This is a genomic window from Pseudomonas sp. PH1b (assembly GCF_000633395.1).
Classification (GTDB): Bacteria; Pseudomonadota; Gammaproteobacteria; order Pseudomonadales; family Pseudomonadaceae; genus Aquipseudomonas.
The window spans coordinates 1-25,733 of record NZ_AYMU01000012.1; the positions used below are offsets into that span (position 1 = coordinate 1).

A 25,733-nucleotide genomic window follows, 5' to 3' on the forward strand; every position below is an offset into this window, starting at 1 on the left:
AGAGGGGGTGAGTTCTGTAGGAGCCGGCTTGCCGGCGATGGCGGTTTGGTGGGCCTCTTCGCTGGCCAGCCAGCGCCTGCACGGGGATGGTCAGGGCAGGTCGACCCGCTGCATGCGCTTGCGCTCGTAGCCCGGGTACAGGTGGCTGACGCTGCGGATCAACTCGTAACGGGTCAGGCTGATGGCGGCGAAACGCTCGGGAATCGGTGCGCGGATCAATTCGGCCATGTCGTCGCCACGGGCCGCGCCGGCGCTCAGCAGTTGGTGCAGCCAACCCAGGTAGTCGCGCATTTGGGCAAAGGGGGCGGCGCTGCTGGCCACCGGGCCGTGGCCAGGAACGATCAGGCGCCAGGGCAAGGCTTGCAGGCGCTGCAGGTCGTCGAGCCAGACTTCAAGCCCCGGGCTGTTGGGGGTGGTCAGGGCGCGCTGGTAGAACACCAGGTCGCCGGCGAACAGCACTCCGGTGCGTTCGTCGAAAATCGCCAGGTCGGCGCCGGTATGGCCGGCCAGGGCCAGCAGCCGCAGGCGGTGCCCGCCAATCTCCAGTACCCCGGGCTCCAGGGTCCGGTTGGGCAGCACCACCTCGGTGCCGCGCATCCAGTCGCCCACCAGGCGGTAGAGATTCTCGGCCATGGCGTCGCCCTGTTCGCGCAGCCGGTCGGTGGTGCCGGCCAGGGCCGCAATGGGCACGTCGCTGAAGGCCTGGTTGCCCAGCACATGGTCCGGGTGATGGTGGGTCAGCAGCACCTGGGCCAGCGGTTGCTCGGTGGTGGCGGCGATCGCCTGGCGCAGGGCTTGGCCGTAGCGTTTCGACGGCCCGGTGTCGATCACCAGCACGCCGGCCTCGGTGACGATGAACCCGGTGTTGACGATATTGCCGCCGTTGTCCCGGGAGAAATTCTCGGTGCCGCCTTCCAGCAGCCAGGTGCCCTCGGCGATCTGCCGGGGCTTGAGGCGGTAGTCCAGTTCGGCCCAGGCCGGCAGGCTCAGGCTCAGACACAGCAGCAGTACCCAGCGCATGGCTTGCTCCTCGGCTCAGGGAATGGTCGCTTCGAACTGATTGCCGTTGTTGTCCCGCAACAGCAGGCGGGTTTGCCCGGGGGCCTGGATATCGAACCCCAGGTTGGGGTTCTCGCTGACCGCCGGGTACAGCTCCAGGCGCGCCAGCACGCGGTTGTCGGCGTCCAGCAGTTGCGCCTGGTTGAGAAAGAATTCGGGGATGCCGCCGAGCAGGCCGTTGTCCATCGGGTGCGACACCTGCAGGCGCAAACGGCTGGCGCTGCCCCGGGGATAACGCGCCCCCAGCACCTCGCCGACGTGATCTTCCCAGCCGGGCTGGCTGCGCACCAGGCTGGGGGCGGTGCAGCCACCGCCGGCGGCGTCGATCAGGGCCGAGCCGACGTGCCACAGGCCATCGCGGGTCAGCACCGCGGCGCGCAAAGGCGTGGCCTGTTCGATGCGGATTCGGATCGACAGCCAGGGCGCCACCCCGGCGCCGGGCTCGAAATCGACGATCCGCGGCAACGGGTTGAGCTCGGCCCAGGCGAGGATCTGCACCACCTCGCCGGCCAAGGCCCGGGCGTCGATTTCCAGCGGCACCTGGCGTGCATCCTCGGCAAACGGCGGCGCCAGCAGCTTGACCCGCTCATCGAAGACGAAGGGTGCGTCCGCCAGGATCTGCCGCTGGTAGTAGGCCCACATCACCGACGGCACCGGGTCCGGGCCGGGCTCGATGCGGGCCGCAAAGGCCAGCGGCGCCACCAGCAGCAGGCCGCCCAGGTACAGCCCCCTGAGGCCCATGGCCGTCACTCCTCGACGTGCACGCTGTCCAGGTAGGTGCGCACCGCCCACAGGGTTTCCTGGCTCAGGTAGTCGGCCATCTTCGGCATGTACACCCGGCCATCGCGCACCGCGCCGTGGCGCACCCGTTCGACAAACCACTCGTCCCCGGCGTCGCCGACATCGAGCATGCGCAGGTCCGGGGCAATGCCGCCGGACTTGGCTTCCAGGCCATGGCAGGCGGCGCAGTTCTGGTTGTAGGCCGAGGCGCCGATTTCCACCGCCTTGTCCCGCTCGGGGCTGGCGCGGTACGGATTGACCGCGGCCCAGCCGTCGCCGTCCAGGGTCACGCCGGCGTCCTTGACCGGGGTCAGGCCCTTGGTTTCCACCGCCTGGGGCACTACGTTGCCGTGGGCCCATGCACCGCTGCTCAACAGGCCGGCCAGCAGCCCGGCGGCCAGCCAGGCGTTGTGTTTTCTTATCATTGTCATGCCCTCAAGATTGCACGCGAGGCCTCTCGACAGAGGCCGTGGCGCCATCTTAGAAACAGCCCCCGGGGCAGCCGTATGCTGCTTTGGTGGCCGGGCCTTACTCCCTTGGTAGTAGGGCTTGTGGTGCGGGTCTAAATCAGGTGCCGGCTGGGAAGTTTTCCCGGCAAGCGCGGGACTTTTTCCGTATCTCCAGGCCACGCCCCGGCACACCCTAGTCAGGCCAAAACCTCCACTGGGAACTGCCACCATGAGAATAAGAACGCTACCCACCCTTTCCCCGCTGACCCTGGCCATGCAGGCCTTTGTGCTCGCCGGCAGCCTGTCCCTGAGCGCCGGCGCCAGTGCCGCCACCGCGGCCGCGCCAAGCACCCGCAACGTCACCTGGGAAGACATCGCCAACGACCACCTGACCACCAAGGACGTGCTGCAGTACGGCATGGGCACCAACGCCCAGCGCTGGAGCCCGCTGGCCCAGGTCAACGACCAGAACGTGTTCAAGCTGACCCCGGCCTGGTCCTACTCCTTCGGCGACGAGAAGCAGCGCGGCCAGGAATCCCAGGCCATCGTCAGCGACGGCGTGGTCTACGTCACCGGCTCCTACTCGCGGGTGTTCGCCCTCGACGCCAAGACCGGCAAACGCCTGTGGACCTACAACCACCGCCTGCCGGACAACATTCGCCCGTGCTGCGACGTGGTCAACCGCGGCGCGGCGATCTACGGCGACAAGATCTACTTCGGCACCCTCGACGCCCGGGTCATCGCCCTGGACAAGAACACCGGCAAGGTGGTGTGGAACAAGAAGTTCGGCGACCACAGCGCCGGCTACACCATGACCGGCGCCCCGGTGCTGATCAAGGACAAGACCAGCGGCAAGGTGCTGCTGATCCACGGCAGCTCCGGCGATGAATTCGGCGTGGTCGGCCAGCTGTTCGCCCGCGACCCGGACACCGGCGAAGAGGTGTGGATGCGGCCCTTCGTCGAAGGCCACATGGGCCGCCTGAACGGCAAGGACAGCACCCCCACCGGCGACGTCAAGGCGCCGTCCTGGCCCGACGACAAGACCACCGAAACCGGCAAGGTCGAGGCCTGGAGCCATGGCGGCGGCGCCCCTTGGCAGAGCGCCAGCTTCGATGCCGAGAGCAACACCATCATCGTCGGCGCCGGCAACCCGGGCCCGTGGAACACCTGGGCACGCACCTCGAAAGACGGCAACCCCCACGACTACGACAGCCTGTACACCTCGGGCCAGGTCGGCGTCGACCCGAGCACCGGCGAAGTGAAGTGGTTCTACCAGCACACGCCGAACGATGCCTGGGACTTCTCCGGCAACAACGAACTGGTGCTGTTCGACTACAAGGGCAAGGACGGCAAAGTGGTCAAGGCCACCGGCCACGCCGACCGCAACGGCTTCTTCTACGTGGTGGACCGCAACAACGGCAAATTGCAGAACGCTTTCCCCTTCGTCGACAACATCACCTGGGCCAGCCACATCGACCTGAAGACCGGGCGCCCGGTGGAAAACGAAGGCCAGCGTCCGGCCAAGCCGCTGCCGGGTGAAACCAAGGGCAAGCCGGTGGAAGTCTCGCCGCCGTTCCTCGGGGGCAAGAACTGGAACCCCATGGCCTACAGCCAGGACACCGGGCTGTTCTACATCCCCGGCAACCAGTGGAAGGAGGAGTACTGGACCGAGGAAGTCAACTACAAGAAAGGCTCGGCCTACTTAGGGATGGGTTTCCGCATCAAGCGCATGTACGACGACCACGTCGGCACCCTGCGCGCCATGGACCCGACCACCGGCAAGCTGGTCTGGGAACACAAGGAACACCTGCCGCTGTGGGCCGGGGTCTTGGCGACCAAGGGCAACCTGGTGTTCACCGGCACCGGCGACGGCTTCTTCAAGGCCTTCGACGCCAAGACCGGCAAGGAGCTGTGGAAATTCCAGACCGGCAGCGGCATCGTCTCGCCGCCCATCACCTGGGAACAGGATGGCGAGCAGTACATCGGCGTGACCGTGGGCTACGGCGGCGCGGTGCCGCTGTGGGGCGGCGACATGGCCGAGCTGACCAAGCCGGTGGCCCAAGGCGGTTCGTTCTGGGTGTTCAAGATCCCGAGCTGGGATAACCAGAGCGCCCAGCGCTGACCGTCACCGTCCTGTCTGTGGCGAGGGAGCGTGCTTGGCTGTGTCGCGCAGCGCCCCAGAAGCCCGCCCCCGGGAGGTGCCAGGCACACCCCGGGGGCCGGGCTCTGCACGGCTGCGCCCCCGGGGCGCCGATCGAGCGCAAGCCCGCACCCTCGCCCCACCCGCCTTCACTCCCGCCTGGAGAACCGCACCATGAACTACCTGCCACTGGCCCTGATGTTGATCCTCTCCCCGGCGTTGGCCATGAACGTCGACGACGACGGCAACGACGTACCGCTGACCGTCAACGGCTGCCTGATTGCCGAATCCAGCCAATGCCCCGGGGCCAACCTGCGGGGCGCCAAGCTGGCCAACCAGGACCTGCGCAAGATGAACCTGGCCGGCGCCGACCTGCGTGACGCCGACCTGCGCCACGCCCAGCTGGACCTGGCCAACCTGGAACAAGCCCGCCTGCAGGGCGCCAACCTGACCCGCGCCAGCCTGCAACAGAGCAACCTGCGGCTGGCGGACTTCACCGACGCCAAGCTGGTGGCGATCCAGGGCTGGGGCCTGTTTGCCCAGGGCGCGCAATTCAAGAACGCCAACCTCAGCGCGGCCTACCTGCAATTTGCCCGGCTGTCCGGAGCCAAGCTGCAGCAGGCCAACCTGCAGGCGGCGGATTTGGAAATGACCTGGTTGAGCAAGGCGGATCTGCAAGGGGCTGACCTGAGCGATGCCAATCTGCAGGAAGCGAAGTTTGGCGAGAGCAATCTGCAGGGGGCTGATCTACGGGGAGCGCGGCAGCATTACGGGAATTTTCAGGATGCCAATATGGAGGGGTGTGAGGGGTGTCCTCGGACGTGGGATAAGTAGGGGGATGAGTGCGTATCCGGTGCTGCGGTAGCGGCGGCTGATGAAGGGTTGAGTACATATCCGATGCGGCGGTAGCGGCGGCTGGCGGTTTCACTCTTACAGCGACTCACTTTTGAACAGCCGGAGTGCCGGCCCAGGCAAAAGTAAGCAAAACGCTTCTGCCCCTCCACTCGGTGCCTCGCTAAGGCTCGGCATGCCCGAGCTCCGGCCATCGTGTTTAAAGGGGCAGGAAAATCAAAAGCAAAAGCAAAATCTGACGGCGGCCTTGCGGCCGACCTGAGGATGAGGCCGTGTGTAGCGCCCCGTAGGAGCTGGCTTGCCAGCGAAGGCGTCAGCCAGAACGATGCATGACTTTAGGGCCCCTTCGCCGGCAAGCCGGCTCCTACGAAAAGCGCGTAATACGCGCTTGGCTCTTGCTCTTCAGGCCCCTTCCCAGCCTTAGCGAGGGGCCCATGGAGAGGCGAGCGTTGTTGGTTCTTTTTTTGCTGGGCCGGCACTCCGGCGACTGTAAAAAGGGACTCGCCGTAAGGGCGAAACCCTAAGCCGCCGTGACCGCAGCACCGGATATGTACTCCGTCCTCCTGGCCGCAAAGACGAAACCGCAATTAGCCCGCCACCCGCACCACCCCCATATCAATCCCCAGATGCACCAGCTCGGCATGGGAGCTGACCTGCAGCTTGCTCTTGAGCAAGGTCAGATAGTTCGACACCGTCTTGCCACTGATACACAGCTGCTGCGCAATCAGCCGCGCCGGGGTGCCTTTGGCCAGCATCACGAAAATCTCCATCTCGCGCTGGGTCATGCTCTGCAAGCGCGGGTCGCTCTCGTCGCGCAACGGCGTGCACGCCAACTGCGTGGCCAACCCTTGCTCGATGTACGCATGCCCGGCCAGCACCCGATGCACCGCGTCGATCAGCACCTGGGGGGCCGAGCTCTTGGTCAGATACCCCGAAGCCCCCGCTTCCAAGGCCTGGCGCACCAGGGGCAGTTCGTCGTGCATGCTGAAAAACAACACCCGCAACTGCGGCAAACGCTGGCGCAGGCGCCGAGTGGTCTCCAAACCACTGATGCCCGGCAAGGCAAAATCCATGATCACCAGTTGCGGCACGTCTTCCAGCACCCGGGCCAGGGCTTCTTCACCATTGGCCGCTTCACGTACCCGCATGCTCGGCAACACCGCCTGCAACAGGCTGGCGTAACCCTGACGGACCACCGCGTGGTCATCCACCAACAAGATATTCATCAGGCCTCCAAGGGCACATTCAGGGCCAGCGCCCAACCGGCGCCGGGGCAGTTGATGATGCGCAGCTCACCACCCAGGCAGCGGGCCCGTTCGGCCATGGAATGCAGGCCGACACCCGCTCGCCGGGCCTGGGGTGCACCGCGACCGTTATCACGGATCAGCAGGCGCAGCCCTGAGCCGCTGCGTTGCAGGCGCACCCGCACCTGGCTGGCGCCGGCGTGCCGGGCGACGTTGGTCAGGGCTTCCTGCAACAGGCGATAGAGGTGGGTCTTGCTCGCCCCCGGCAATGCCGGCAGGCGCTGGCCAACCCGCAGCCGGCATTCAATCCCCTGGCGCGCTTGCCACTGCTGCACCAGCAACCCCAGGGCTTCGGCCAGGGGCAGGTGGCCCAGCACCACCGGGTACAGGTCCTGGACCATGGCGCGAAAACCCTGTTGCAGGTGCTCGCAGTTGAGCTCCAGGGATTGGGCAGTGCTGGCCACCAGGGCCGGCTGGTCCACCACCAGACGCAGCAGGCAGGCCTGGGCGCGGATGCCGGCCAGGTATTGGCCGAGGTCGTCGTGCAGGGTCTGCGCCAGGTGGTTGCGCTCTTGCTCCTGCACCGCCAGCAGGGTCTGGGTCAGTTGCTGGTTGTCGGCATGGGCCTGCTCCAGGGCGCTGGCCATGCGGTTGAAATGCTCGGCCAACTGGCGGGTTTCCGGCAGCGCGGTGCTGCGCAGGCGCACCGCCATCTGGCCGTCGGAGACCTGGCCCAGGGCGTGCAGCACTTCATCGAGCCAGGCCCGGCCACGCCCCACCGCCCAGCCGATGCTCAGCAGGCTGAGCAGCAGCGCCAGCGCGCACAGGCCAAACCATTGCTGCAGGGCCTGGCGCACTTCCCCCAGTTCAGCGGCGGCATTCACCGCAATCAGCACGCGCCGGCCGTCATTCAGTTCCAGTAGCCGAGCACTGGGCGGGTTGTTACCCAGCAGCAGGCGCCCCAGCCAGCCATCGGCAGCGACGGTACCGAGCGGCGCCGGGTCTTCATCCGGCGCCAGCCAGTGCACCCGCACATGCCGCAGGCTGCGGGTCAGTTGCGGTTGCAGGCTGGCGGGCTGGCGTTCGGCGCTGTCCCCCAGGTACTGCACCAAGGCCTCGGCGGATTGCACTTCGCGCGCCACATCGTCCGCCGCCTGGCGCAGCAACAGCCCGGCGCAGGCCAGGGTCAGCAGGGCAAAACAGGCCGTGACCCACAGATTGATCCGCCACAGGGCCGACATGCCTAGCGCCCCAGCGCCGCCGGTGCCGACCGTGAGCCGTGCAGGCGATCGACGCCGATCAGGCTGAGGATCAGCAGCAACGGCAACAGCAGCACTTTCAGGATGCGCATGGGGAGGTCCTCCGGGTGGCCATGGCCGCTGCAGCCCATGCTAAGGCCAGCGCAAGAGTGCCGGCCTACTACCTTGGTACTGCTGCCCCGCTACTTTCTGCATAGCCGGCGAACACCGGCGTCGGCCAACCGCCGGCAAGCCCCCATCCCGGCTTTGCCAACACCCTCTTGGCGGCAGGGTTTTCTACGACTTTGGTACTGCTTTTGCTGTCGATGGTCGCATTCACAAAAGGCCCTGCCCTGGCATGTAATGGGCCTATAACAAAAAGGATAAAAGCCTTATGCCCCGTGCCTTAGAGACCCTGGCTGCGCTAACCCTGAGCCTGGCCCTGGACGCCGCCCAGGCCGCTGCCCCGCTGTTTTCCGCCGAGGGCTATCGCACCCGCCTGTACCGCAGCCCGACCCCGCTGCAGATCGACCAGGGCCGGATCATCGACACCCCGGGCCTGCAACAACTGCTCAAGGAGCAACCGGCGCCACTGCTGATCGACGTCTACCGCCGGCAATGGCTGCAGGGCCGCTTCATCGACAGCGAGCCCCACGCCAACCTCCCCGGCAGCCACTGGCTGGCCAATACTGGCGACGGCGAACTGAGCCCCGAATGGCAGGCCTATTTCGCCGGCAACCTGCAACGCCTGAGCCACGCCGACCCGCAACGCGCCCTGGTGTTCTATTGCCGTGCCGATTGCTGGCTGAGCTGGAACGCGGTAAAACGCGCGGCAGCCCTGGGCTATAGGAACCTCTACTGGTACCGCGACGGCCTGGATGCCTGGGAAGCCGCCGGCCTGCCCGTGGAAGCGGCCCGGCCGCAACCCTTTCCCTGAGCGCCGCAGCACGGCGTTGCCGCCCCCATAACCACAATAACGAGGTGAAAGGCCATGTATAAAATTCTGATAGCCGACGATCACCCACTGTTTCGCGAAGCCATCCACAACGTCATCAGCGACGGATTTCCCGGCAGCGAGGTGATGGAAACCGCCGACCTGGACAGCGCCCTGGCCCTGACCCAGGAACACGACGACCTCGACCTGATCCTGCTGGACCTGAACATGCCCGGCATGCACGGCCTCAACGGCCTGATCACCCTGCGCAACGAAGCGCCGACCATTCCGGTGGTGATCGTGTCCGCCGAGCAGGACAAGCAGATCGTGCTCCAGGCCATCACCTACGGCGCCGTGGGTTTCATCACCAAATCCTCACCGCGCTCGCAGATGACCGATGCCATCGAACAGATCCTCAACGGCAACGTGTACCTGCCGCCGGACATCATCCGCACCCAGAAAAGCCAGCCGGGGCGGCGCAACAGCGAGCCCCCGAGCTTCCCCCCGGAACTGCTCCAGGCCCTGACCCGCAAACAGCTGCTGGTGCTGGAACGGATGACCAAGGGCGAGTCGAACAAACAGATCGCCTACACCCTGGACATTGCCGAAACCACGGTGAAGGCCCACGTCTCGGCGATTTTGCGCAAGCTCAATGTGCACAACCGGGTGCAAGCGATCCTCAGTGCTGGGGATATTGATTTCGGCGCCTACCTGCGCCGCTGAATTCAGATGAGCGTGCCGCCGATCCTGTAGGAGCCGGCTTGCCGGCGAAGGCGATCTTGCGGGCCCCTTCGCTGGCGAGCCAGCTCCTACAGCTGTCAGTGATTCCGTGGGGGGGCCTGTAGGAGCCGGCTTGCCGGCGAAGGCGGTCTTGCGGGCCCCTTCGCTGGCAAGCCAGCTCCTACAGCTGTCAGTGATTTCGTGGGGGGCCCTGTAGGAGCCGGCTTGCCGGCGAAGGCGATCTTGCGGGCCCCTTCGCTGGCGAGCCAGCTCCTACAGCAGTCAGTGATTTCGTGGGGGCCTGTAGGAGCCGGCTTGCCGGCGAAGGCGGTCTTGCGGGCCTCTTCGCTGGCGAGCCAGCTCCTACAGCTGTCAGTGATTTCGTGGAGAGCCCTGTAGGAGCCGGCTTGCCGGCGAAGGCGGTCTTGCGGGCCTCTTCGCTGGCGAGCCAGCTCCTACGGCAGTCAGTGATTCCGTGGGGGCCCTGTAGGAGCCGGCTTGCCGGCGAAGGCGATCTTGCGGGCGCCTTCGCTGGCAAGCCAGCTCCTACGGTTGTCAGGGATGCCGCGTTGGGCTCAGGAGGTGGCTAATGGCGGTCTTGAGTTTCATCGGCCGCACCGGTTTGTGCATCAGGGTGTGGCCCAGTTCGCGCAGTTGCTGTTTGAGCTCGTTGCTGTAGTTGGCGGTGATCATCATCGCCGGGATCACCAGGGCGCGGCGGGCGTTGATTCGCGCGACCGCATCGATGCCGTTCTGTTGCTGGTCCAGGTGGTAGTCGGCAATCAGCAGGTCGGCCTCGGCACGGTAGTCGTCCACTTGGCGCGCCAGGTCTTCTTCGGACAAGGCGGTGATCACCTGGCAGCCCCAGCCTTCAAGCAGGGTGCGCATGCCGGCGCAGATCGCCGCGTCGTTATCCAGCACCCAGATCCGCGCGCCCTGTAAACGTTCCAGCAGGGCTTCCCCCAGTTCCGGGCGCGGCGCTGGCACCGGCGCGCTGGCGCTGATCGGCACTTGCACGCTGAACACCGAACCGCGCCCCGGCCAGGAGCGCACGCCGATGCGGTGCCCGAGAATCCCGGCAATCTTCTCGACAATGGCCAGCCCCAGGCCCAGGCCGCGATCCTGGTCCGGGCGCTGTTCTTCGCCACGCTTGAACTCCTGGAAGATTTCCTCCAGGCGTTCGGCGGCGATGCCCATGCCGCTGTCCCAGACTTCCACCGACAGCCAGTGCCCCTGGCGCCGGCAGCCCAGCACCACGCGGCCCTGGCGGGTGTAGCGGATGGCGTTGCTCAGCAGGTTGCGCAGAATCCGCGCCAGCAGTTGGATGTCGCTGCGCACCAGCGCCGAGCAGGCCACGAAGTGCAGTTCCAGGCCCTCGCTGCGGGCCACCTGGGCGTACTCGGCGGCGAGGTTTTCCAGCAGTTCGCTCAAGGCAAAGGGCGCGATATCGGCCTTGATCACCCCGGCATCGAGCTTGGAAATGTCCACCAGGGTGCCCAGCAGGTTTTCCACATCCTCCAGGGAGTTGCTGACATTGCGCACCAGGGCGCTGCTGGCCTGGGGGTCGCGACGCTCGAGCAAGGCGCTGGTGAACAGCCGCGCGGCGTTCAGAGGTTGCAGCAGGTCATGGCTGACCGCGGCGAGGAACTTGGTCTTCGACAGGTTGGCTCGTTCGGCCTCGGCCTTGGCTTCGCGCAAGCGTGATTCGACCCGGCTGCGCTCTTCGATCTCGCGCAGCAGTTGCTGGTTGAGGGTGGTGAGTTCGGCGGTGCGTTCGCGTACCCGCAGTTCCAGGTTCTGGTAGGCCTGATGCAGGGCCTCGGCGGTGCGCCGGCGCTCGGTGATGTCGCGGATCAGCACGAAGATCCCCACCACCTCGCCATTGGCCAGGCGGTTGGGCACGTAGGAGCGGAGCATGTAGCGCTCCTGGTTGTTGATGTTGGTCTCGGCGAATTCGAAGGTCACGCTCTCCCCGGCCAGGGCCCGCTCCACATAGCTTTCCAGGCGCTGGTAGTGCTGCTCGCTGTGCACCTCGCGCAGGCTCTGGCCGAGCATCACGCCCCGCGGCCAGCAGTACCACTCCTCATAGACCTTGTTGGTGAACTCGTACACCAGGTCGGCATTCAGGTAGGCGATCAGCGCCGGCACATGGTCGGTGATCAGGCGGATCCAGCGTTCGCTTTCACTCAGGGCCTCGGCGTGCTGGTAGCGTTCGGTGATGTCGGTGAAGGTGTTGACGAAACCGCCGGTGGGCAACGGATGGGTGCGAATCTCCAGCACCCGGCCATCGCTCAGGCGCTGTTCGCATTCGTGGATCGGCCGGCCGTTGGCGTCGCGGCTGTCGGGGCTCAGCAGGCGCAGTTCGCTGTCGCCGATGACCTCGGCAAACAAGCGATGCGCGGCCACTGGGGCCAGCCCGCTGAGTTCGAGGAAGCGCCGGTTCCACAACTCCAGCACGCCCTCGGCGCTGACCATGGCCACGCCCTGGGACAGGTTGTCCACCGCCCGTTGCAGCAGGTGGGACTTTTGCGCCACCGCCTGTTCCCGGCGCAGGGTTTCGCTGTGCTTGACCTCAGTGATGTCGGTGAACAGGATCACCCGCCCGCCTTCCCGGGTCGGCCGCTCGCTGACCTGCAGCCAGCGGCCGTTGTGCAGGCGATAGAGCAACTGCTCTTCACCGCCACTGCGCGGTTCCTCGCTGAACAGCCCGGTGCTGGTCAGCAACCTGCGCACTTCCGAGAGGCGCATGCCGGCCATGATCCGCACCCGGCTGTGGCTCCAGAAGGCGCGGAAGCGGCTGTTGAACAGGACGATGCGCTGCTCCTGGTCGAACAGCACGAAGGCGTCGGAAATGCTCTCGATGGCGTCGATCAGGTGCTGGTGCGCCGTCTCGGCCCGCAGCCGCGCTTCGCTGAGCAAATGGTTGCCGGCCTTGAGCTCGGCCATGGCCTGGTTCAGGGCGTCGGTGCGTTCGCGCACCTGCTCGGCCAGCACCACCGAATGCTGGAACGCCGCATAAGGATCGTTGCCGCGGGTGATGCCGGATTCGACCCGCTCGATCAGCGCGCTGTTGATCCGCCGCAGCTTGCGGTTCTCGCGCTGCAGGCAGTCGAGCTGGGCTTGCAGCTCAGCGGCGGGCCGGAGTTCGACTGCGGGCAATGGCGACCCCGGTGAAGGTCTGGTTAATGTGCATGCCATTGAACTGTTCTCCGTAGGTGTTGAAACCCATCACCCGCTGTTCCCGCAAAAAGGCCCCGATCTGCTCCAGGCTGCCCTGCCCCTCCAGTTCCAGGCGGCGCAAAAAGCAGTCGCAGCCAATGGTCAGCAACAGCCCGCCGAGGCGCTGCTGCAAGCCGTCGAACAGCTGTTGCAGGTTGGGCAGCAAGGGGCCGGGGGTCATGGCGGTGAGGACGATGCCGTTCTCCACCGCGCAGTAGAAACTCAGGCTCAGGTCCGGGTGCACCTGCTGCACCGCGCGCACGTAATAGTGCTGGTTGATCCGCACCGCCAGCGGGTGGGCGGCGAACACCCGATGGTCGAGCTGCGCCAGGGGCACGCCGATCAGCCGCGCGTACTCCTCGGCGGCGGGCTCGGCGTTCAGTTCATAGACCCGGCGTAAAGTACTGTCGGCGCCGGTGACCACCAGTTTTTCTTCCCGAGGCTGGATGTGGTGGGTGGTGAACACCTCGAAATCCAGCCAGGTGTTGACCAGCACCAGCACCGCCGCGCCGCTGTGGAACTCGCCGCCGAAATACACGTGGGTGTGGGTCAGGTAGTTGTCATCGCCGGCCGAACCGCCGAAATGCGGAATGTCCCCCAGGGCCGCGCTGAGGGCAGCCAGGACCATTTCCTCGCGGCTCGACAGGCCGTCTAGCAGGGTCAGGGCGAAGCTGTTGCCCTTGATCGGCGCCAGGGTATTGCTGCGGCAACGGCCCACCAGGCGTTCGACCATCTGCTGGGCGTCGATCAGGCTGAAGTGCTCCATCTGGTCGATCAGTTCGGCGGCGATGGAAAAGTGCCGGTGATCGAAGCCGATGGCGGTCACGCAATTGCGCCCGTAGCCCAGGGGAGTGATTTCCCCGGCGCTGGTGCAGCCCACCAGGGGGATGCCACCGAAGCTCTGCTGCAGGGCCGGGCCCAGGGTGTACAGCGGGTATTCGGCGGAACAGAAAAACAGCACGAAGCCCAAGTGCGGATGCAGCAACTGGCCGGCCAGGTCCTGGGCCACCTGCTGCGGATCGACGGCCTGGGACATGGCACTGACCACGCCCTCGCTCTGGGCTTGCTGCATCGTCGCCTCCGGCGCGGGTTGTCTGAGCAATGAGTGTACGAAGCCGGCCCCGGGGCACGAATGCTACTTGGGTAGCGGGTAGCCGGTTCCATGGGTGTAGGTGCCCGGCCGCCTGAATGCCCGACCACCGTGTAGGAGCTGGCTTGCCAGCGAAGGCGTCGGCCGGCCTGGTGCAGGGCTTACGGGCCTCTTCGCCGGCAAGCCGGCTCCTACAGGGGAAGGTGTAGATACGGGAAATAGAGGGAAAGCCGGGCGCGACCTCCGTAGGAGCTGGCTTGCCAGCGAAGGCGTCGGCCAGCCTGGTGCAAGGCTGGCGGGCCTCTTCGCCGGCAAGCCGGCTCCTACAGGGAAGGCGTAGGTACGGGAAATAGAGGGAATGCGGGGCGCCGGCCCGGGCGCGATGCGCACGCCAGGGCCGGCGCTGGGGTTACCAGGTCAGCACGGCACCCACGGCGAAGGTGTCGGTGTTTTCGTTCTGCGCATTGGTGTGGTGGCCGTCGATCTCGAACTGGTTGTATTCGGCCACCAGCTTGAGGTTGTCGTTGATGTCGTGGAACAGCGCCACGCCCCGGGTCTGGTAGTCGGCGCCGCTGCCGACCACGCCGTTGCCGTCGTCCTTAGTCTTGCCGTAGGACAGCGCCAGGCGGTTCTTGCCCACCTTGTACGAGCCCTGCAGCAGGTAGCCCTTGCTGTCGACATTGCGCAGGGTGGCTTCGCCGGCGTTGTTGGTGAAGAACGGATTGATGCCCTTGGCCTGGAACCCGGAACCGGTCAGGGACAAGCCGCCCATCTTGGCCTGCAGGCCATAGCCCAGGCCCTTGGAGGTCACCGATTGCACGTTGGGGTCGGTGTTGTCGGAGGTCTGGTAGCTGCCGTTGAGCCAGCTGTAGAACTTGGCCCCGCCCAGGTCGAACTGGTAGGTGATCTCGCTCTCGGTGCGCGGGTTCTTCTGGTAGGCCTTGCCCAGGGCGCTGCTGTCGTTGGTGTCCACCGGGTCGAGGATGCCCACCGCCACCCGCAGGCCGTCCATCAGCGGGCTGCGATAAGTGATCTGCGACGACGGAAAGGGATAGGGATAACCGCTGCCGATGTTGCCGAACGACACCCCGCCGCCGTCCACCAGCCCCAGGCTGTCGCTGACCTGGCCGTACCCGGCGAGCATTTCATCGAGCAGGATGTTGGACCGGGCGAACAGGCCGAAGTCCTTGCCGATCAGCACCTCGCCCCACTCCGGGTTGGCCACGGTGCCGTAGAACTGGCGCACGTCGATGGCGGTGTCGGTGCCGTTGGTTTCGCTGTCGTTGATGGTGACCCAGAACGAGGCCCGGGCGCCGAGCTTGAGGTCGTCCACCTGCTTGCCCATGGTGAAGCCCAGGTAGTTGGGCAGAAAGCCCATCTTCACCCGCGCCTGCCGGCGGTCGTACTGGTCGCCGGCGCGGTCGACGTCGCTGTTGACGTAGAAGGCGTTGATGTAGCCGTCGGTGGCGAAGGTGGTCTGGTCCTTGTCGTACAGCAGGATCTCGGCTTCGGCGACAGAGCCCAGGCCAAGGGTCGACAGGCCGACGATCAGGGCCGGAATCAAGGGGTACTGGCAGTTCTTATTGTTATGCATGGCGCGCTCCGCAATCGGGGGACGAGTTGTCGGAGGCGATTATCGAAACCCGCCAAGGCCGCCCATAGGCTGCCTTGGGGGCAAGTTCACGGTGCTTTCGAGGGGCTGGCAGGGAGCGGCAAATCCGATCCACGACCGGCCCGCTACCGGGCCCACTACCTGGAGTAACACCAAGGGCTCATGGACCCGGGTGCGAAGGGATCAAGCCCTTAGTCGTCGGCCGTTTAGTCGTCCCCCGCCAAGGCCCGCAGTCGCGCCAGCTCGGCAGCGGCCAGGGGAATGCCCTCTTGCAGGGATTTGGCCCGGGTGCGGTAGCGCCGATCCCCCGGCATACGCTCCAGGCCCACGGCCTGCATCTGCCGCACCAGCTCGCCGCTGCGCTGGGCAAACCGCCCGCCGCCGAGGTGGTTGGGGTCGATGACGATCAGCAGTTGCCCGGTCCAGGGCGTCTGCGCCCCCGGGTGTTGCGACCAGTCGAACTCGAAGGAGAAGTTGCCACCGGTCAGCGCCGCCGCCAGCAGCTCCACCATCATCGACAGCGCCGAGCCCTTGTGCCCGCCAAAGGGCAGCAAGGCGCCGCCGTCGAGAATCGCTGCCGGATCGCAAGTGGGCTGGCCGTCGCGGTCCACCCCCATGCCCGGTGGCAGTTGCTGGCCCTGGCGCTTGGCGATCTGCACATCGCCGTGGGCAATGGCGCTGGTGGCCAGGTCGAAGACGATGGGCTCGGCGCCCTCGCGGGGTGCGGCAAAGGCAATCGGGTTGGTGCCGAACAGCGGGCGCTGGGCGCCATGGGGCACCACGCAGGTCATGCTGTTGACCAGGCTCAGGGCCACCAGGCCTTCTTCGGCGAAGGGCTCGACATCCGGCCACAAGGCCGCGAAGTGATGGGAATTGCGAATCGCCAACACCGCGATCCCGGCGCTGCGGGCCTTGCTCAGCAGCAGCGCGCGGGCCGCCGCCAGGGCCGGCTGGGCAAAGCCGCCTGCGGCGTCCACCGCCACCACGCCGGGGGCCACATCTTCCACTTGCGGCAGCGCCTGCCCATTCACCCAGCCGCTGGCCAGGGACGACAGGTAGCCGGGAATGCGAAACACCCCGTGGCTGTGGGAACCATCGCGCTGGGCCCGGGCGCAGTTGTCGGCCAGCACCCGGGCCACCTCGGCAGAGGTGCCGTGGCGAAGAAAAATCCGTTGCAGCAAGTCGGTCAAGGCAGGCAGGTCGAGGCACTCGACGGGTGCCTGCGCCAGGGTCGCGTGGTTCGCGTCGGTCATTGCAGCTCCATTGGAATTGTTATTGGAAGGTGCCTGACTATCGCGTCACGCCAGTTAACTGTCAAATATTGACTTAATGACAGAAAACATTCATTTTCCATTGTCAACGGCCAATAACAATGAAAACCCATGAGCCAATCCATCAAACAACGCCTTGAAAGCAGCCTGTCCAGCGCCACCGCGTCGGGCCGGGCGATTGCCAGCTACATGCTGGCCAACCTCTATGAGCTGCCCTTCCAGACCGCCGCCGACATCGCCGAAAAACTCGGCGTCAGCGAGTCCAGCGTCGGCCGGTTCTGCCGCGCCATCGGCTACAGCCATTTCAAGGATTTGAAAAACGACCTGAAGAACGACCTCGGCGAAGGCCCGTGGCTGGTGGGCGACCGCCTGCAGGAATTTCGCCAGCAGCCCAACCCGGCGGCCCAGGGCCTGCCCCGCAGCTTCGAGCTGGAAGTGGCGGCGCTGGTCAAGGTCTACGAATACAGCCTGACCCCGGCCTGGCAGACCGTGGTCCAGCGCCTGGCCAGCCGGCGCCGGGTGTATGTGGCGGGGTTCCAGACCGAGCGCGGCATCGCCGCCTCCATGGTCCATCTGCTGCAATACCTGCGCGACGGCGTGCACCTGGTGGACGGCTCCGCCGGGCATTTCGCCGACGTGCTGCTGAGCCCCGCCGAAGACTGCGCCCTGGTGGTGTTCGAGGCCCGGCGCTATTCGCGCCACGCCCTGACCCTGTGCCACAAGGCCCGCGAGGCGGGGATTCCGGTGACCCTGGTCACCGACACCTTCTGCGACTGGGCCGAGCAGAACGCCGACGAGGTGTTCCGCGTGCCCACCGAGTTCAACCTGTTTTGGGAATCCACCGCGGCCATGCTGTCGCTGGTGCACCTCTTGATCAACGAGGTGTGCAAGCACCTGGGACCCGAGGTGGAAAAACGCCTGGAAGCCACCGCCGCCCTGCATAACGAATTTGTTGGCTACACATCGTCCACCCGCGCAAAACAATAAATAACCGAGGTGCTCCATGAACAACGTCCTTCGCTTCGCCGGCGCCTGCGCCCTGGTCATCGGCGCTTGCACCGCCCAGGCTGAAACCCTGAAGATCGCCACCGAAGGCGCCTACCCGCCCTTCAACTACGTGGACTCCAACAACCAGCTGCACGGCTTCGACGTGGACATCGCCAATGCCCTGTGCAAGCAGATGCAGGTCGAGTGCCAGATCGTCGCCCAGGACTGGGAAGGCATCATCCCGGCGCTGCTGGCGAAGAAATACGACGCCGTGGTGGCCTCGATGATCGCCACCGACGAACGCAAGAAAAAGATCGCCTTCAGCAACCACTACTACCGCACCCCGCTGTCGGTGGCGGTGGCCAAGGACTCGGACATCAGCGACGCCCAGACCAACTTCAAGGGCCGCACCGTGGGCGCCCAGGCCTCCTCGACCCAGGCCATCTACGCCGAGGACCACTACGGCCCGGCCGGCGCCGACGTGAAGTTCTACCCGACCCTCGACGAAGCCAACAGCGACCTGGCGGCCGGGCGCGTGGATGGGGTGATCGCCGACAAGTTCCCGCTGCTGGCCTGGGCCGAAAGCGCCGGCAAGGACTGCTGCAAGATCATCGGTGACGTCAACGGCACCACCGCCGATGCCTCGATCGCCGTGCGCAAGGAAGACAACGCCCTGCGCGAGCGCCTGAACAAGGCCCTGGACGCGATCGTCGCCGACGGCACCTACAAGCAGATCTCCAGCCGCTACTTCGCCTTCGACATCTACTGACCGGCCGCCTTTACCGCTGCCTAAGCCCCGCGTTCCCCCGAGCGCGGCGGCGCCCTGCACGGTTCATTCTTCCAGAGGGTTCGCGCATGTTCGAACAGCTGTCACTCCTGTCCTTCGCCAGCGGCGGCTGGGGCTCGGCCCTGCTCGCCGGGGCCCTGGTGACCATCGCCCTGGCCCTGGCCTGCGTGCCCATCGGCCTGCCCCTGGGCTTGCTGGTGGCCCTGGCCGCACGCTCGAAAAACCGCTGGGCGCGGGCCTGGGCCACGACCTTTTCCACGGTGTTTCGCGGCCTGCCGGAGCTGTTGACGCTGTTGATCATCTACTACGGCTGCCAGATTGCAGCGCAGAAAATCCTCGGTGCCCTGGGCTACCCCGGTGAAGTGGCGATCAACACCTTCGTCGCCGCGATGATCGCCTTCAGCCTGGTGTTCGCCGCCTTCTCCAGCGAGATCTGGCTGGCGGCGTTCAAGACCCTGCCCAAGGGCCAGTACGAAGCCGCCAGCGCCCTGAGCCTGTCGCGCCGTACCACCTTCACCCGGGTGCTGCTGCCGCAACTGACCCGCATCGCCCTGCCCGGCCTTTCCAACAACTGGCTGTCGCTGCTCAAGGACACCTCCCTGGTGTCGACCATTTCCCTGGTGGACCTGATGCGCCAGACCAACCTCGCGGTCAGCGTGACCAAGGAACCCATGCTGTTCTACAGCGTGGCGTGCTTTGGCTACCTGTTCTTCTCGGCGCTGTCGGGGCACTTGTTCAGCTTTCTTGAACGGCGCTTCAACCGTGCGCAACGGAGCCTGCAACCATGAGCCTGGATGACCTGCTGAACCTGTTCCTCAACCAGGAACTGCTGGAACGCTACGGCCCGCGCTTTATCGACGGCCTGCTGGTGACCGCCAAGCTGGTGGCGATTTCCTTCAGCCTGGGCGCCGTGCTCGGCCTGCTGATCGCCCTCGGGCGGCTGTCCAGCAATCGTTTCCTGCGGCGCTTCACCGGGGCCTATGTGTACTTCTTCCGCGGCTCGCCGCTGCTGGCCCAGCTGTTCATGCTGTATTACGGCCTGGGCTCGTTCAAAGGCTTCTGGCAGGACGTGGGCCTGTGGTGGTTCTTCCGCGACGCCTGGTTCTGCACCCTGCTGGCCTTCACCCTGAACACCGCCGCCTACCAGGCGGAGATCCTGCGCGGCAGCCTGCTGGCCGTAGCCCAGGGGCAGCGCGAAGCCTGCAAGGCCCTGAGCCTGTCGCGCTGGACCGCGTTTCGCAAAGTGATACTGCCGCAGTCGCTGCTGATCGCCATCGGGCCTCTGGGCAACGAGCTGATTTTGATGATCAAGGCCAGCGCCATCGCCTCCCTGGTGACCATCTACGACCTGATGGGAGTGACCAAACTGGCCTTCTCCCGCAGCTTCGATTTCCAGATCTACCTGTGGGCCGCGGTGCTCTACCTGCTGATCGTCGAAGTGGTGCGGCGCAGCCTCAAGTACCTGGAAGGCCGCCTGGGCCGGCACCTGAACTGAACCCTTTAGCGGGCCGCCGCGCGGCCCCTGTCATAAGGACTGAACCATGCATTGCCAAACCCTCGTTCTGGGCGCCGGGATCATCGGCGTCAGCAGCGCCCTGCACCTGCAGGCCCGCGGCCGCCAAGTAGTGCTGCTGGACCGCCAGCCTCCGGGCAACGGCACCAGCCACGGCAACGCCGGGCTGATCGAACGCGCCAGCGTGATTCCCTACGCCTTCCCCCGGGAAGTGACCAAGCTGGTGCGCTACGGCCTCAACCAGCAATCGGACGTGCGCTACAGCCTGCGCCACCTGCCCAAGGCCGGCCCCTGGCTGCTGCAATACTGGCGCCACTCCTCGCCCAAGGGCCTGGCCGCCGCCACCCGCGCCATGCTGCCGCTGATTGAACGCTGCGTCACCGAACACCTGGCCCTGGCCCGCCCGGCCAACATGCTGGAGCTGATCGCCGACGGCGGCTGGCTCGAAGCCTTCAACGACCAGCAAGCCTTCGACTTCGCCCAGCGCGCCGCCGCCGACCTGCGGGACTACGAGCTCAACTACCGGGTACTGGACCGCGCCGAACTCTTGACCCTGGAACCCGGCCTGCACCCCGACACAGTGGGCGGCCTGCACTGGCTCGACCCCAAGACCGTGAGCGACCCCGGCGGCCTGACCCGGGGCTACGCCGAACTGTTCAAGCAGCGCGGCGGCCAATTCGTCATCGGTGATGCCCTGACCCTGACCCAGATCGAAGGCAGCTGGCAGGTGCAGAGCGAACTCGGCCCGATCAGCGCCCAGGAAGTGGTGGTGGCCCTGGGCCCGCAAGCCAGCGGCATCTTCGAGCCCCTGGGCTACCGCATTCCCCTGGCGATCAAGCGCGGCTACCACATGCACTACGCCGCCGTGCCCGGCACCCGCCTGCAGCACCCGATCCTCGACCCGGTGGGTGGCTACGTCCTGGCACCGATGGTGGGCGGCATCCGCCTGACCACCGGCATCGAATTCGCCGACCGCGACGACCCGATCAACGAAATCCAACTGCGCCGCTGCGAAGCCCTGGCCCGAAACTTCTACCCCCTGGGCGAACGCCTCGACGCCGAACCCTGGCTGGGCCGCCGCCCGTGCCTGCCGGACATGTGCCCCGTGATCGGCCCCGCCCCGCGCCACCCTGGCCTGTGGTTCAACTTCGGCCACGCCCACCACGGCCTGACCCTGGGCCCGGTGAGCGGCCAACTGCTGGCGCAGATGGTCACCGGCGAAACCCCGTTTACCGACCCCACCCCTTACCGCGCCGAGCGCTTCAACTGACCGACGGAGAACCGCCATGCAGACCCAGACCGCCCCGCTTCCCGCCGCGCCCGCCGTTGCCACCGACCACCGCGAAGTGGCGATCGATATTGCCGGGTTGAACAAGTTCTACGGCGCCTTCCACGTCCTGCACAACATCGACCTCAAAGTGCGCCAGGGCGAACGCATCGTCCTCTGCGGGCCTTCCGGCTCCGGCAAATCCACCCTGATCCGCTGCATCAACCGCCTGGAGATTGCCGAAAAAGGCCGCATCCTGGTGGACCGCACCGACCTATCGCAAAACACCCGCGAAGCCGCCCAGGTGCGCAGCCAAGTGGGCATGGTGTTCCAGCACTTCAACCTGTTCCCGCACATGAGCGTGCTGGACAACTGCACCCTGGCACCGATGACCGTGCGCGGGTTGTCGCGGAAAAAGGCTGAAGAACTGGCGCGGGGGTTTCTGGCCAAGGTGGGGATTGAGAATCAGGCGGATAAGTACCCCAGCCAGCTTTCTGGCGGGCAGCAACAGCGCGTAGCGATTGCTCGGGCGTTGTGCATGGAGCCGAAGATTATGTTGTTTGATGAACCGACCTCGGCGCTGGACCCGGAGATGGTGAGTGAGGTGCTGGATGTGATGGTGAAGCTGGCCGGCAGCGGCATGACCATGTTGTGCGTGACCCATGAGATGGGGTTTGCAAGGCAGGTGGCGGAGCGGGTGTTGTTTTTGGATGGGGGGCGGATTGTGGAAGATGCGCCGCCGGAGGCGTTTTTTGGGGCGCCGAAGAGTGAGAGGGCTAAGGCGTTTCTCGCGCAGATTGTGCATTGAAAAAATCTGAAAATTATGGAACGAACATGAGCTCTCACCACAACTACAAGCGGCATCACTCCCCCGAAACAAGGACCTAAAAATGCCGCTAAAATATCCACTGCACACCGAGGCAACACTCTTAAAATTGATTCATCTTCACCGTCAGAAGTAGACCTTCATCAGTAGATGATAGGAGCCTCTGACTCTTTATATCCACAAGAGTTTAAAAACTAGGCTTCAGGTGAATCATAATTTCTCTTATGTCCATTTGGCTCGCTACATAGCGCGAGCTATATCTATACACATCTGGACAGCCTAGATAGCAGTTGAAAGCTGTATGCCTCCCTGTTCAGCGCGCCAGTGATGCGCAAAGCTGATAAACCAATGGCTTCAATGAAGTCATTTTGATAGCATAACTTGAGGTCACTAAAAACAAGGATGCTAGACTTGAAAAAAATGAATTGGCTCCATCTATCAGATTTTCATTTTGGGAAGAACGCTTTTCAACAAGAGTTTATAGCCAGTAAGATATTAGACCACGTAGAAAATTTCAGAGAGAAAGAAGTCGAGCCTAACTTGATTTTTATTACCGGCGACATTTCTAACTCTGGAAAACCAGAAGAATTTGAAAAGTTCAATGAAGTGGTTATGGACCCGTTGATCAGAATGCTGGGAAATGAATTCAAGGATCGGATATTCGTAGTACCAGGCAACCACGACCTATCTCGAAAAGTAAATAAGGGCTTCAGCAGAGAGATATTCCTTAATACTGAAGAAGGACTATTCGAGCCGACTGTCGAATCGCTAGAAGAGCGGCAAATGTTAAACGCGCGCTTCGATAATTTCTCGCAACAGTTAAACTTCACAAACTCCCATGAAATTTTCTTTCAAAAAGGCTGCTTCGTTCAAAAGCTAAAAATCAACAGTATCGAGCTAGGTATTATTGGAATAAACACCGCGTGGTTATGTCGGGATGAATTTGACAAAGGCAAACTCTCGCCGGGAGTTGCTCTAATAAGGAATGCTCTGGAAGAAATTCAAGAGTGCGATGTAAAGATTGTACTAGGCCATCACCCGCTTGAATGGTTTGCCCCAAACCACTCAACCCCTATAAAGTCATTATTCGGCTCCAATAATATAATCTATCTACACGGACACATGCATTCATCTTGGGCTGAACCATCATATGGTGCTGGACAAGAGTTTCTAGCAATTCAAACAGGCGCGGCCTATCAAGCACCTGAGGGAAGCAAGTGGAAAAATGGCCTGTTGTGGGCGAAGCTTGACCTAGAGGAAGGTCAAGTTAGTCTGCAACCGCACGAATGGAGTCATGAAGCTCAAAGTTGGATGTTGGCGGGCGGTAACCTTCACGATGCGCACAGGGATGGTGCTTGGTGGAATTACGATATACCTAAGAAACAATTAAAAAAAACATCACCCAAAAAAAATGTTCGCCTTCCAGGTGGTTGGGCAACAGCTGACTTAGACTCTCTGAACCAATACTTAGAGCCCCTCAGCGACGCAGCAGCTCTTGCATATTTCGATGGAGCAACTCCAGATTGGAAGGTTGCGCTTTCCACATCGATTCCAAGAAGAGAAATTGTCACAAAAATAAAAAACACTTATCTTTCATCATACAGCTCATCTGAAACTACTATTTGTGCCATATTAGCAGCAGGGTGTGAAGGTAAAACCACAGCCCTACTTCAGTCAGCCTATGAAATAGTGTCTGAAAAAAATGATAAAAAAATACTAATCCGAACAAACAATATCAGGCCATTTGAAGTAGAACAACTTTACCAAACTCTAAAATCACACCATAGTTGGCTCATCGTAATAGACGAAGGAGACCAAGAAGCAAAAAAAATCCTTAACTTTATTGAGACACGCCCTGAAGAATTGCATGGAGAAATTGACTTCTTAATAGCTAGTCGCGACTCTGACTGGAAGTCCTCTGGAGCGGCAACATTACCCTGGGGATACGCTTCCACTTATAAAGAGATTATCTTAAAAGATCTAAGCGCTAAAGATGCAAACGATATAGTTGATGCTTGGAGTTCTTACGGCCCCTCTGGTCTTGGGGCAGAACTAGCAGAACTAGATCACGAAACAAGAGTTGAAAAGTTGCGATACTATGCTAAAAAAGAGTCTAAAGGGAGTTCAGGAGCTTTCTTTGGTGCATTGCTGTTATGCCGCCACGGAGGAGATCTTCTCGATCATGCTCACTCAATGCTAGAGCGTTTAGATCAAATAAAAATAAACGATGAAAAAAGTCTAAAAGATGCTCTCGGCTATATCGCTGCGATGCACTCTGAAAACTTTGACAAGCTTAACTTTGACGCTCTTGCAGCCGTCCTCAATTTATCGATACCAAAACTCCAGAAAGAAGTAATACGAAAGCTAGGCCAAGAGGCAGCAGCTACAACAACAGCAACAGCCATATTTACACGACACAAGTATATTGCTGACGCGATTGTCGAAATACTGGAAGTCAAATACGACAAAGACATCACAGAGTTCTTTACCGACCTTGCTTTAAGCGAATTAGAACGCAGCAAAGAAACAAAAATTCTCAACATCAACTTCTGGCGCTTTGATCTAGCCGACTCTTTATTCAACTCAGGAAAAAATCGACTTGCCATTAATCTAGCAGAAAAGCTTTTCCAAGCAGACCAAAACAACCCTTTCCTGTTGACAAAGCTTGCATACTTTTATCGAAAGAACGAAAACTCTCAGAGTGCAATCGAATTAATCAGAGATTTTCAATACACTCCAAAACACCGAGCTTTTTTCTTTGAATGGGCAGTATGCGAAGGTACCGAACGCAACTACTTGGAAAATGCTCTACTAGCAACTTATGCAATTTCCGACGACGCAGACTCAAACCAATTAAATATTGACGAAGCAGTCATGATGCTAAACGGGCTTTCAAGTTGTTACTCTCGTTTATATAGAGAGCTAGGAGACCCCATATTTGAAGAAGCAGGTGAAGCCTCACTATCTCTACTTAGTATCTTCTTAAACTCCCGCCCTTCTAAAAGAGGAAAGACAAATGTTCCCAGCTTTCTAAAGCGGGTAGATAGAAAGCGAGCTAAGCTTTACGAGCGAAAACATGCTATCGAAAAAATCAAACAAACTGGCATCCATTTAAAAAAGTACTCAATCAACCCGAGCGTCGGAAAGTTAGTAAATATTGAAAATTGTATATTTGAAAACCTTTCACTACTAACTCAAAACCTAGAGCGGATTGATTCTAGCAAAAGCTAGTCCCCACAGAAAAAACCAATGTCCGAGGCGAAAAAAATCGCCTCGGCCCTTCAAGTCGGCCTCAAACCACATATTGCCGATTAAACAGACCTTAAAGCCCCTACGCCCTCCACACTAAGCTTACCTTCGCCCAAAAAAACCATAACCCACCCAATAATAATTCTAATAAATAGCATTAGCTATACCACTGAGCAGTAATCCGCCATACATTAATAGACAACATAAGATTCACGTCAATTATTTACAAACAACATCCTCTTAGAGACACTCACCAGCAGATTCCGCGTCAAAAAAATCATTACATTTACTCAACGCGCCCCCTACCAGAGACCGCCCCTACTGCATAAACATTCAGAGCCCAGCACATTTGTTTATACAAAACTTACAAAACGACCACGACCGACAAAGAACGGGACTTTACCCACCCACCAATAATAATTATATAGACCACTTTAAAAGATCCATTATCACGCACATTACTTACCGCCCGCCCCCGTCCATACTTACGCGAAAT

At 62.4% G+C, this 25,733-nt stretch carries 20 protein-coding genes; 11 read left to right on the top strand and 9 right to left on the bottom strand.

Annotation, left to right across the window (positions count from 1 at the left end; all coding sequences use genetic code 11):
* Positions 1-90: 90 nt before the first annotated feature.
* The 3 genes from U873_RS0120665 to pedF are packed head-to-tail and all read right to left on the bottom strand — an operon-like array spanning position 91 to position 2,264.
* Positions 91-1,020: a quinoprotein relay system zinc metallohydrolase 1 gene (locus U873_RS0120665; RefSeq protein WP_025130053.1), complete on the bottom strand. Its 930-nt coding sequence runs from the start codon at positions 1,018-1,020 to the stop codon at positions 91-93.
* 15 nt (positions 1,021-1,035) lie between these two features.
* On the bottom strand, positions 1,036-1,800 hold the full coding sequence (locus tag U873_RS0120670) for a quinoprotein dehydrogenase-associated SoxYZ-like carrier (protein WP_025130054.1): 765 nt from the start codon (positions 1,798-1,800) through the stop codon (positions 1,036-1,038).
* A gap of 5 nt (positions 1,801-1,805) precedes the next feature.
* Positions 1,806-2,264 (bottom strand): cytochrome c-550 PedF, encoded by a 459-nt coding sequence (gene pedF, locus U873_RS0120675; RefSeq protein WP_025130055.1) that lies wholly within the window; start codon positions 2,262-2,264, stop codon positions 1,806-1,808.
* A gap of 253 nt (positions 2,265-2,517) precedes the next feature.
* Between pedF and exaA the strand changes: the two genes are divergently transcribed.
* Complete coding sequence (gene exaA, locus U873_RS0120680) at positions 2,518-4,410, top strand: quinoprotein ethanol dehydrogenase (protein WP_025130056.1); 1,893 nt, start codon at positions 2,518-2,520, stop codon at positions 4,408-4,410.
* A gap of 192 nt (positions 4,411-4,602) precedes the next feature.
* Entirely contained in the window at positions 4,603-5,262 is a 660-nt protein-coding gene (locus U873_RS0120685) for a pentapeptide repeat-containing protein (protein WP_025130057.1), read from the top strand.
* 605 nt (positions 5,263-5,867) lie between these two features.
* Here the strand turns inward: U873_RS0120685 and U873_RS0120690 are convergent.
* Both U873_RS0120690 and U873_RS0120695 read right to left on the bottom strand, forming a co-directional pair.
* Entirely contained in the window at positions 5,868-6,506 is a 639-nt protein-coding gene (locus tag U873_RS0120690; RefSeq protein ID WP_025130058.1) for a response regulator transcription factor, read from the bottom strand.
* Entirely contained in the window at positions 6,506-7,765 is a 1,260-nt protein-coding gene (locus U873_RS0120695) for a sensor histidine kinase (protein WP_025130059.1), read from the bottom strand. Before U873_RS0120695 ends, U873_RS0120690 begins: the two co-directional genes overlap by 1 nt.
* Before the next feature lie 391 nt (positions 7,766-8,156).
* Here U873_RS0120695 and U873_RS0120705 point away from each other — a divergent pair, with 391 nt between their 5' ends.
* Positions 8,157-8,699: a PQQ-dependent catabolism-associated CXXCW motif protein gene (locus U873_RS0120705; RefSeq protein WP_025130060.1), complete on the top strand. Its 543-nt coding sequence runs from the start codon at positions 8,157-8,159 to the stop codon at positions 8,697-8,699.
* A 54-nt stretch (positions 8,700-8,753) separates the two neighbouring features.
* A complete protein-coding gene (locus U873_RS0120710; protein WP_025130061.1) occupies positions 8,754-9,419 on the top strand; it encodes a response regulator transcription factor in 666 nt (221 codons plus the stop codon).
* A gap of 552 nt (positions 9,420-9,971) precedes the next feature.
* Here the strand turns inward: U873_RS0120710 and nahK are convergent.
* The 4 genes from nahK to U873_RS0120735 all read right to left on the bottom strand — a co-directional run bounded on the left by nahK (position 9,972) and on the right by U873_RS0120735 (position 16,590).
* Positions 9,972-12,614, bottom strand: coding sequence for a hybrid sensor histidine kinase/response regulator NahK/ErcS' (gene nahK, locus U873_RS0120720; protein ID WP_043274613.1), 2,643 nt, complete (start codon positions 12,612-12,614; stop codon positions 9,972-9,974).
* A complete protein-coding gene (gene nosP / locus U873_RS0120725) occupies positions 12,544-13,707 on the bottom strand; it encodes a nitric oxide-sensing protein NosP (protein ID WP_025130063.1) in 1,164 nt (387 codons plus the stop codon). Before nosP ends, nahK begins: the two co-directional genes overlap by 71 nt.
* Positions 13,708-14,134: 427 nt before the next feature.
* A complete protein-coding gene (locus U873_RS0120730; protein ID WP_025130064.1) occupies positions 14,135-15,319 on the bottom strand; it encodes a porin in 1,185 nt (394 codons plus the stop codon).
* Positions 15,320-15,543: 224 nt separating this feature from the next.
* A complete protein-coding gene (locus U873_RS0120735; protein ID WP_025130065.1) occupies positions 15,544-16,590 on the bottom strand; it encodes an Ldh family oxidoreductase in 1,047 nt (348 codons plus the stop codon).
* A gap of 129 nt (positions 16,591-16,719) precedes the next feature.
* Here U873_RS0120735 and U873_RS0120740 point away from each other — a divergent pair, with 129 nt between their 5' ends.
* The 7 genes from U873_RS0120740 to U873_RS35350 all read left to right on the top strand — a co-directional run bounded on the left by U873_RS0120740 (position 16,720) and on the right by U873_RS35350 (position 25,219).
* Positions 16,720-17,595, top strand: coding sequence for a MurR/RpiR family transcriptional regulator (locus tag U873_RS0120740; RefSeq protein ID WP_025130066.1), 876 nt, complete (start codon positions 16,720-16,722; stop codon positions 17,593-17,595).
* A gap of 16 nt (positions 17,596-17,611) precedes the next feature.
* Positions 17,612-18,364 (top strand): transporter substrate-binding domain-containing protein, encoded by a 753-nt coding sequence (locus U873_RS0120745; protein ID WP_025130067.1) that lies wholly within the window; start codon positions 17,612-17,614, stop codon positions 18,362-18,364.
* 86 nt (positions 18,365-18,450) lie between these two features.
* A complete protein-coding gene (locus U873_RS0120750; RefSeq protein WP_025130068.1) occupies positions 18,451-19,170 on the top strand; it encodes an ABC transporter permease in 720 nt (239 codons plus the stop codon).
* Positions 19,167-19,877: an ABC transporter permease gene (locus U873_RS0120755; RefSeq protein ID WP_025130069.1), complete on the top strand. Its 711-nt coding sequence runs from the start codon at positions 19,167-19,169 to the stop codon at positions 19,875-19,877. Before U873_RS0120750 ends, U873_RS0120755 begins: the two co-directional genes overlap by 4 nt.
* Before the next feature lie 46 nt (positions 19,878-19,923).
* A complete protein-coding gene (locus U873_RS0120760; protein WP_025130070.1) occupies positions 19,924-21,165 on the top strand; it encodes an FAD-binding oxidoreductase in 1,242 nt (413 codons plus the stop codon).
* A 16-nt stretch (positions 21,166-21,181) separates the two neighbouring features.
* Positions 21,182-21,970 carry an amino acid ABC transporter ATP-binding protein gene (locus tag U873_RS0120765; protein WP_025130071.1) on the top strand — a complete coding sequence of 263 codons (789 nt, stop codon included), beginning with the start codon at positions 21,182-21,184 and terminating at the stop codon, positions 21,968-21,970.
* Between the two features lie 438 nt (positions 21,971-22,408).
* Entirely contained in the window at positions 22,409-25,219 is a 2,811-nt protein-coding gene (locus U873_RS35350; RefSeq protein WP_256244681.1) for a metallophosphoesterase, read from the top strand.
* Positions 25,220-25,733 lie beyond the last annotated feature (514 nt).

Excerpts from the sequence above, each read along its gene's own strand:
- U873_RS0120685 (WP_025130057.1), top strand. The coding sequence starts at position 4,603 with ATGAACTACCTGCCACTGGCCCTGATGTTGATCCTCTCCCCGGCGTTG.
- exaA (WP_025130056.1), top strand. The coding sequence starts at position 2,518 with ATGAGAATAAGAACGCTACCCACCCTTTCCCCGCTGACCCTGGCCATG.
- nahK (WP_043274613.1), bottom strand. The coding sequence starts at position 12,614 with ATGGCATGCACATTAACCAGACCTTCACCGGGGTCGCCATTGCCCGCA.
- U873_RS0120670 (WP_025130054.1), bottom strand. The coding sequence starts at position 1,800 with ATGGGCCTCAGGGGGCTGTACCTGGGCGGCCTGCTGCTGGTGGCGCCG.
- U873_RS0120735 (WP_025130065.1), bottom strand. The coding sequence starts at position 16,590 with ATGACCGACGCGAACCACGCGACCCTGGCGCAGGCACCCGTCGAGTGC.
- U873_RS0120730 (WP_025130064.1), bottom strand. The coding sequence starts at position 15,319 with ATGCATAACAATAAGAACTGCCAGTACCCCTTGATTCCGGCCCTGATC.
- U873_RS0120705 (WP_025130060.1), top strand. The coding sequence starts at position 8,157 with ATGCCCCGTGCCTTAGAGACCCTGGCTGCGCTAACCCTGAGCCTGGCC.
- U873_RS0120755 (WP_025130069.1), top strand. The coding sequence starts at position 19,167 with ATGAGCCTGGATGACCTGCTGAACCTGTTCCTCAACCAGGAACTGCTG.
- U873_RS0120690 (WP_025130058.1), bottom strand. The coding sequence starts at position 6,506 with ATGAATATCTTGTTGGTGGATGACCACGCGGTGGTCCGTCAGGGTTAC.
- nosP (WP_025130063.1), bottom strand. The coding sequence starts at position 13,707 with ATGCAGCAAGCCCAGAGCGAGGGCGTGGTCAGTGCCATGTCCCAGGCC.
- U873_RS0120740 (WP_025130066.1), top strand. The coding sequence starts at position 16,720 with ATGAGCCAATCCATCAAACAACGCCTTGAAAGCAGCCTGTCCAGCGCC.
- U873_RS0120750 (WP_025130068.1), top strand. The coding sequence starts at position 18,451 with ATGTTCGAACAGCTGTCACTCCTGTCCTTCGCCAGCGGCGGCTGGGGC.
- U873_RS35350 (WP_256244681.1), top strand. The coding sequence starts at position 22,409 with ATGAATTGGCTCCATCTATCAGATTTTCATTTTGGGAAGAACGCTTTT.
- U873_RS0120765 (WP_025130071.1), top strand. The coding sequence starts at position 21,182 with ATGCAGACCCAGACCGCCCCGCTTCCCGCCGCGCCCGCCGTTGCCACC.
- U873_RS0120745 (WP_025130067.1), top strand. The coding sequence starts at position 17,612 with ATGAACAACGTCCTTCGCTTCGCCGGCGCCTGCGCCCTGGTCATCGGC.
- U873_RS0120695 (WP_025130059.1), bottom strand. The coding sequence starts at position 7,765 with ATGTCGGCCCTGTGGCGGATCAATCTGTGGGTCACGGCCTGTTTTGCC.
- pedF (WP_025130055.1), bottom strand. The coding sequence starts at position 2,264 with ATGATAAGAAAACACAACGCCTGGCTGGCCGCCGGGCTGCTGGCCGGC.
- U873_RS0120665 (WP_025130053.1), bottom strand. The coding sequence starts at position 1,020 with ATGCGCTGGGTACTGCTGCTGTGTCTGAGCCTGAGCCTGCCGGCCTGG.
- U873_RS0120710 (WP_025130061.1), top strand. The coding sequence starts at position 8,754 with ATGTATAAAATTCTGATAGCCGACGATCACCCACTGTTTCGCGAAGCC.
- U873_RS0120760 (WP_025130070.1), top strand. The coding sequence starts at position 19,924 with ATGCATTGCCAAACCCTCGTTCTGGGCGCCGGGATCATCGGCGTCAGC.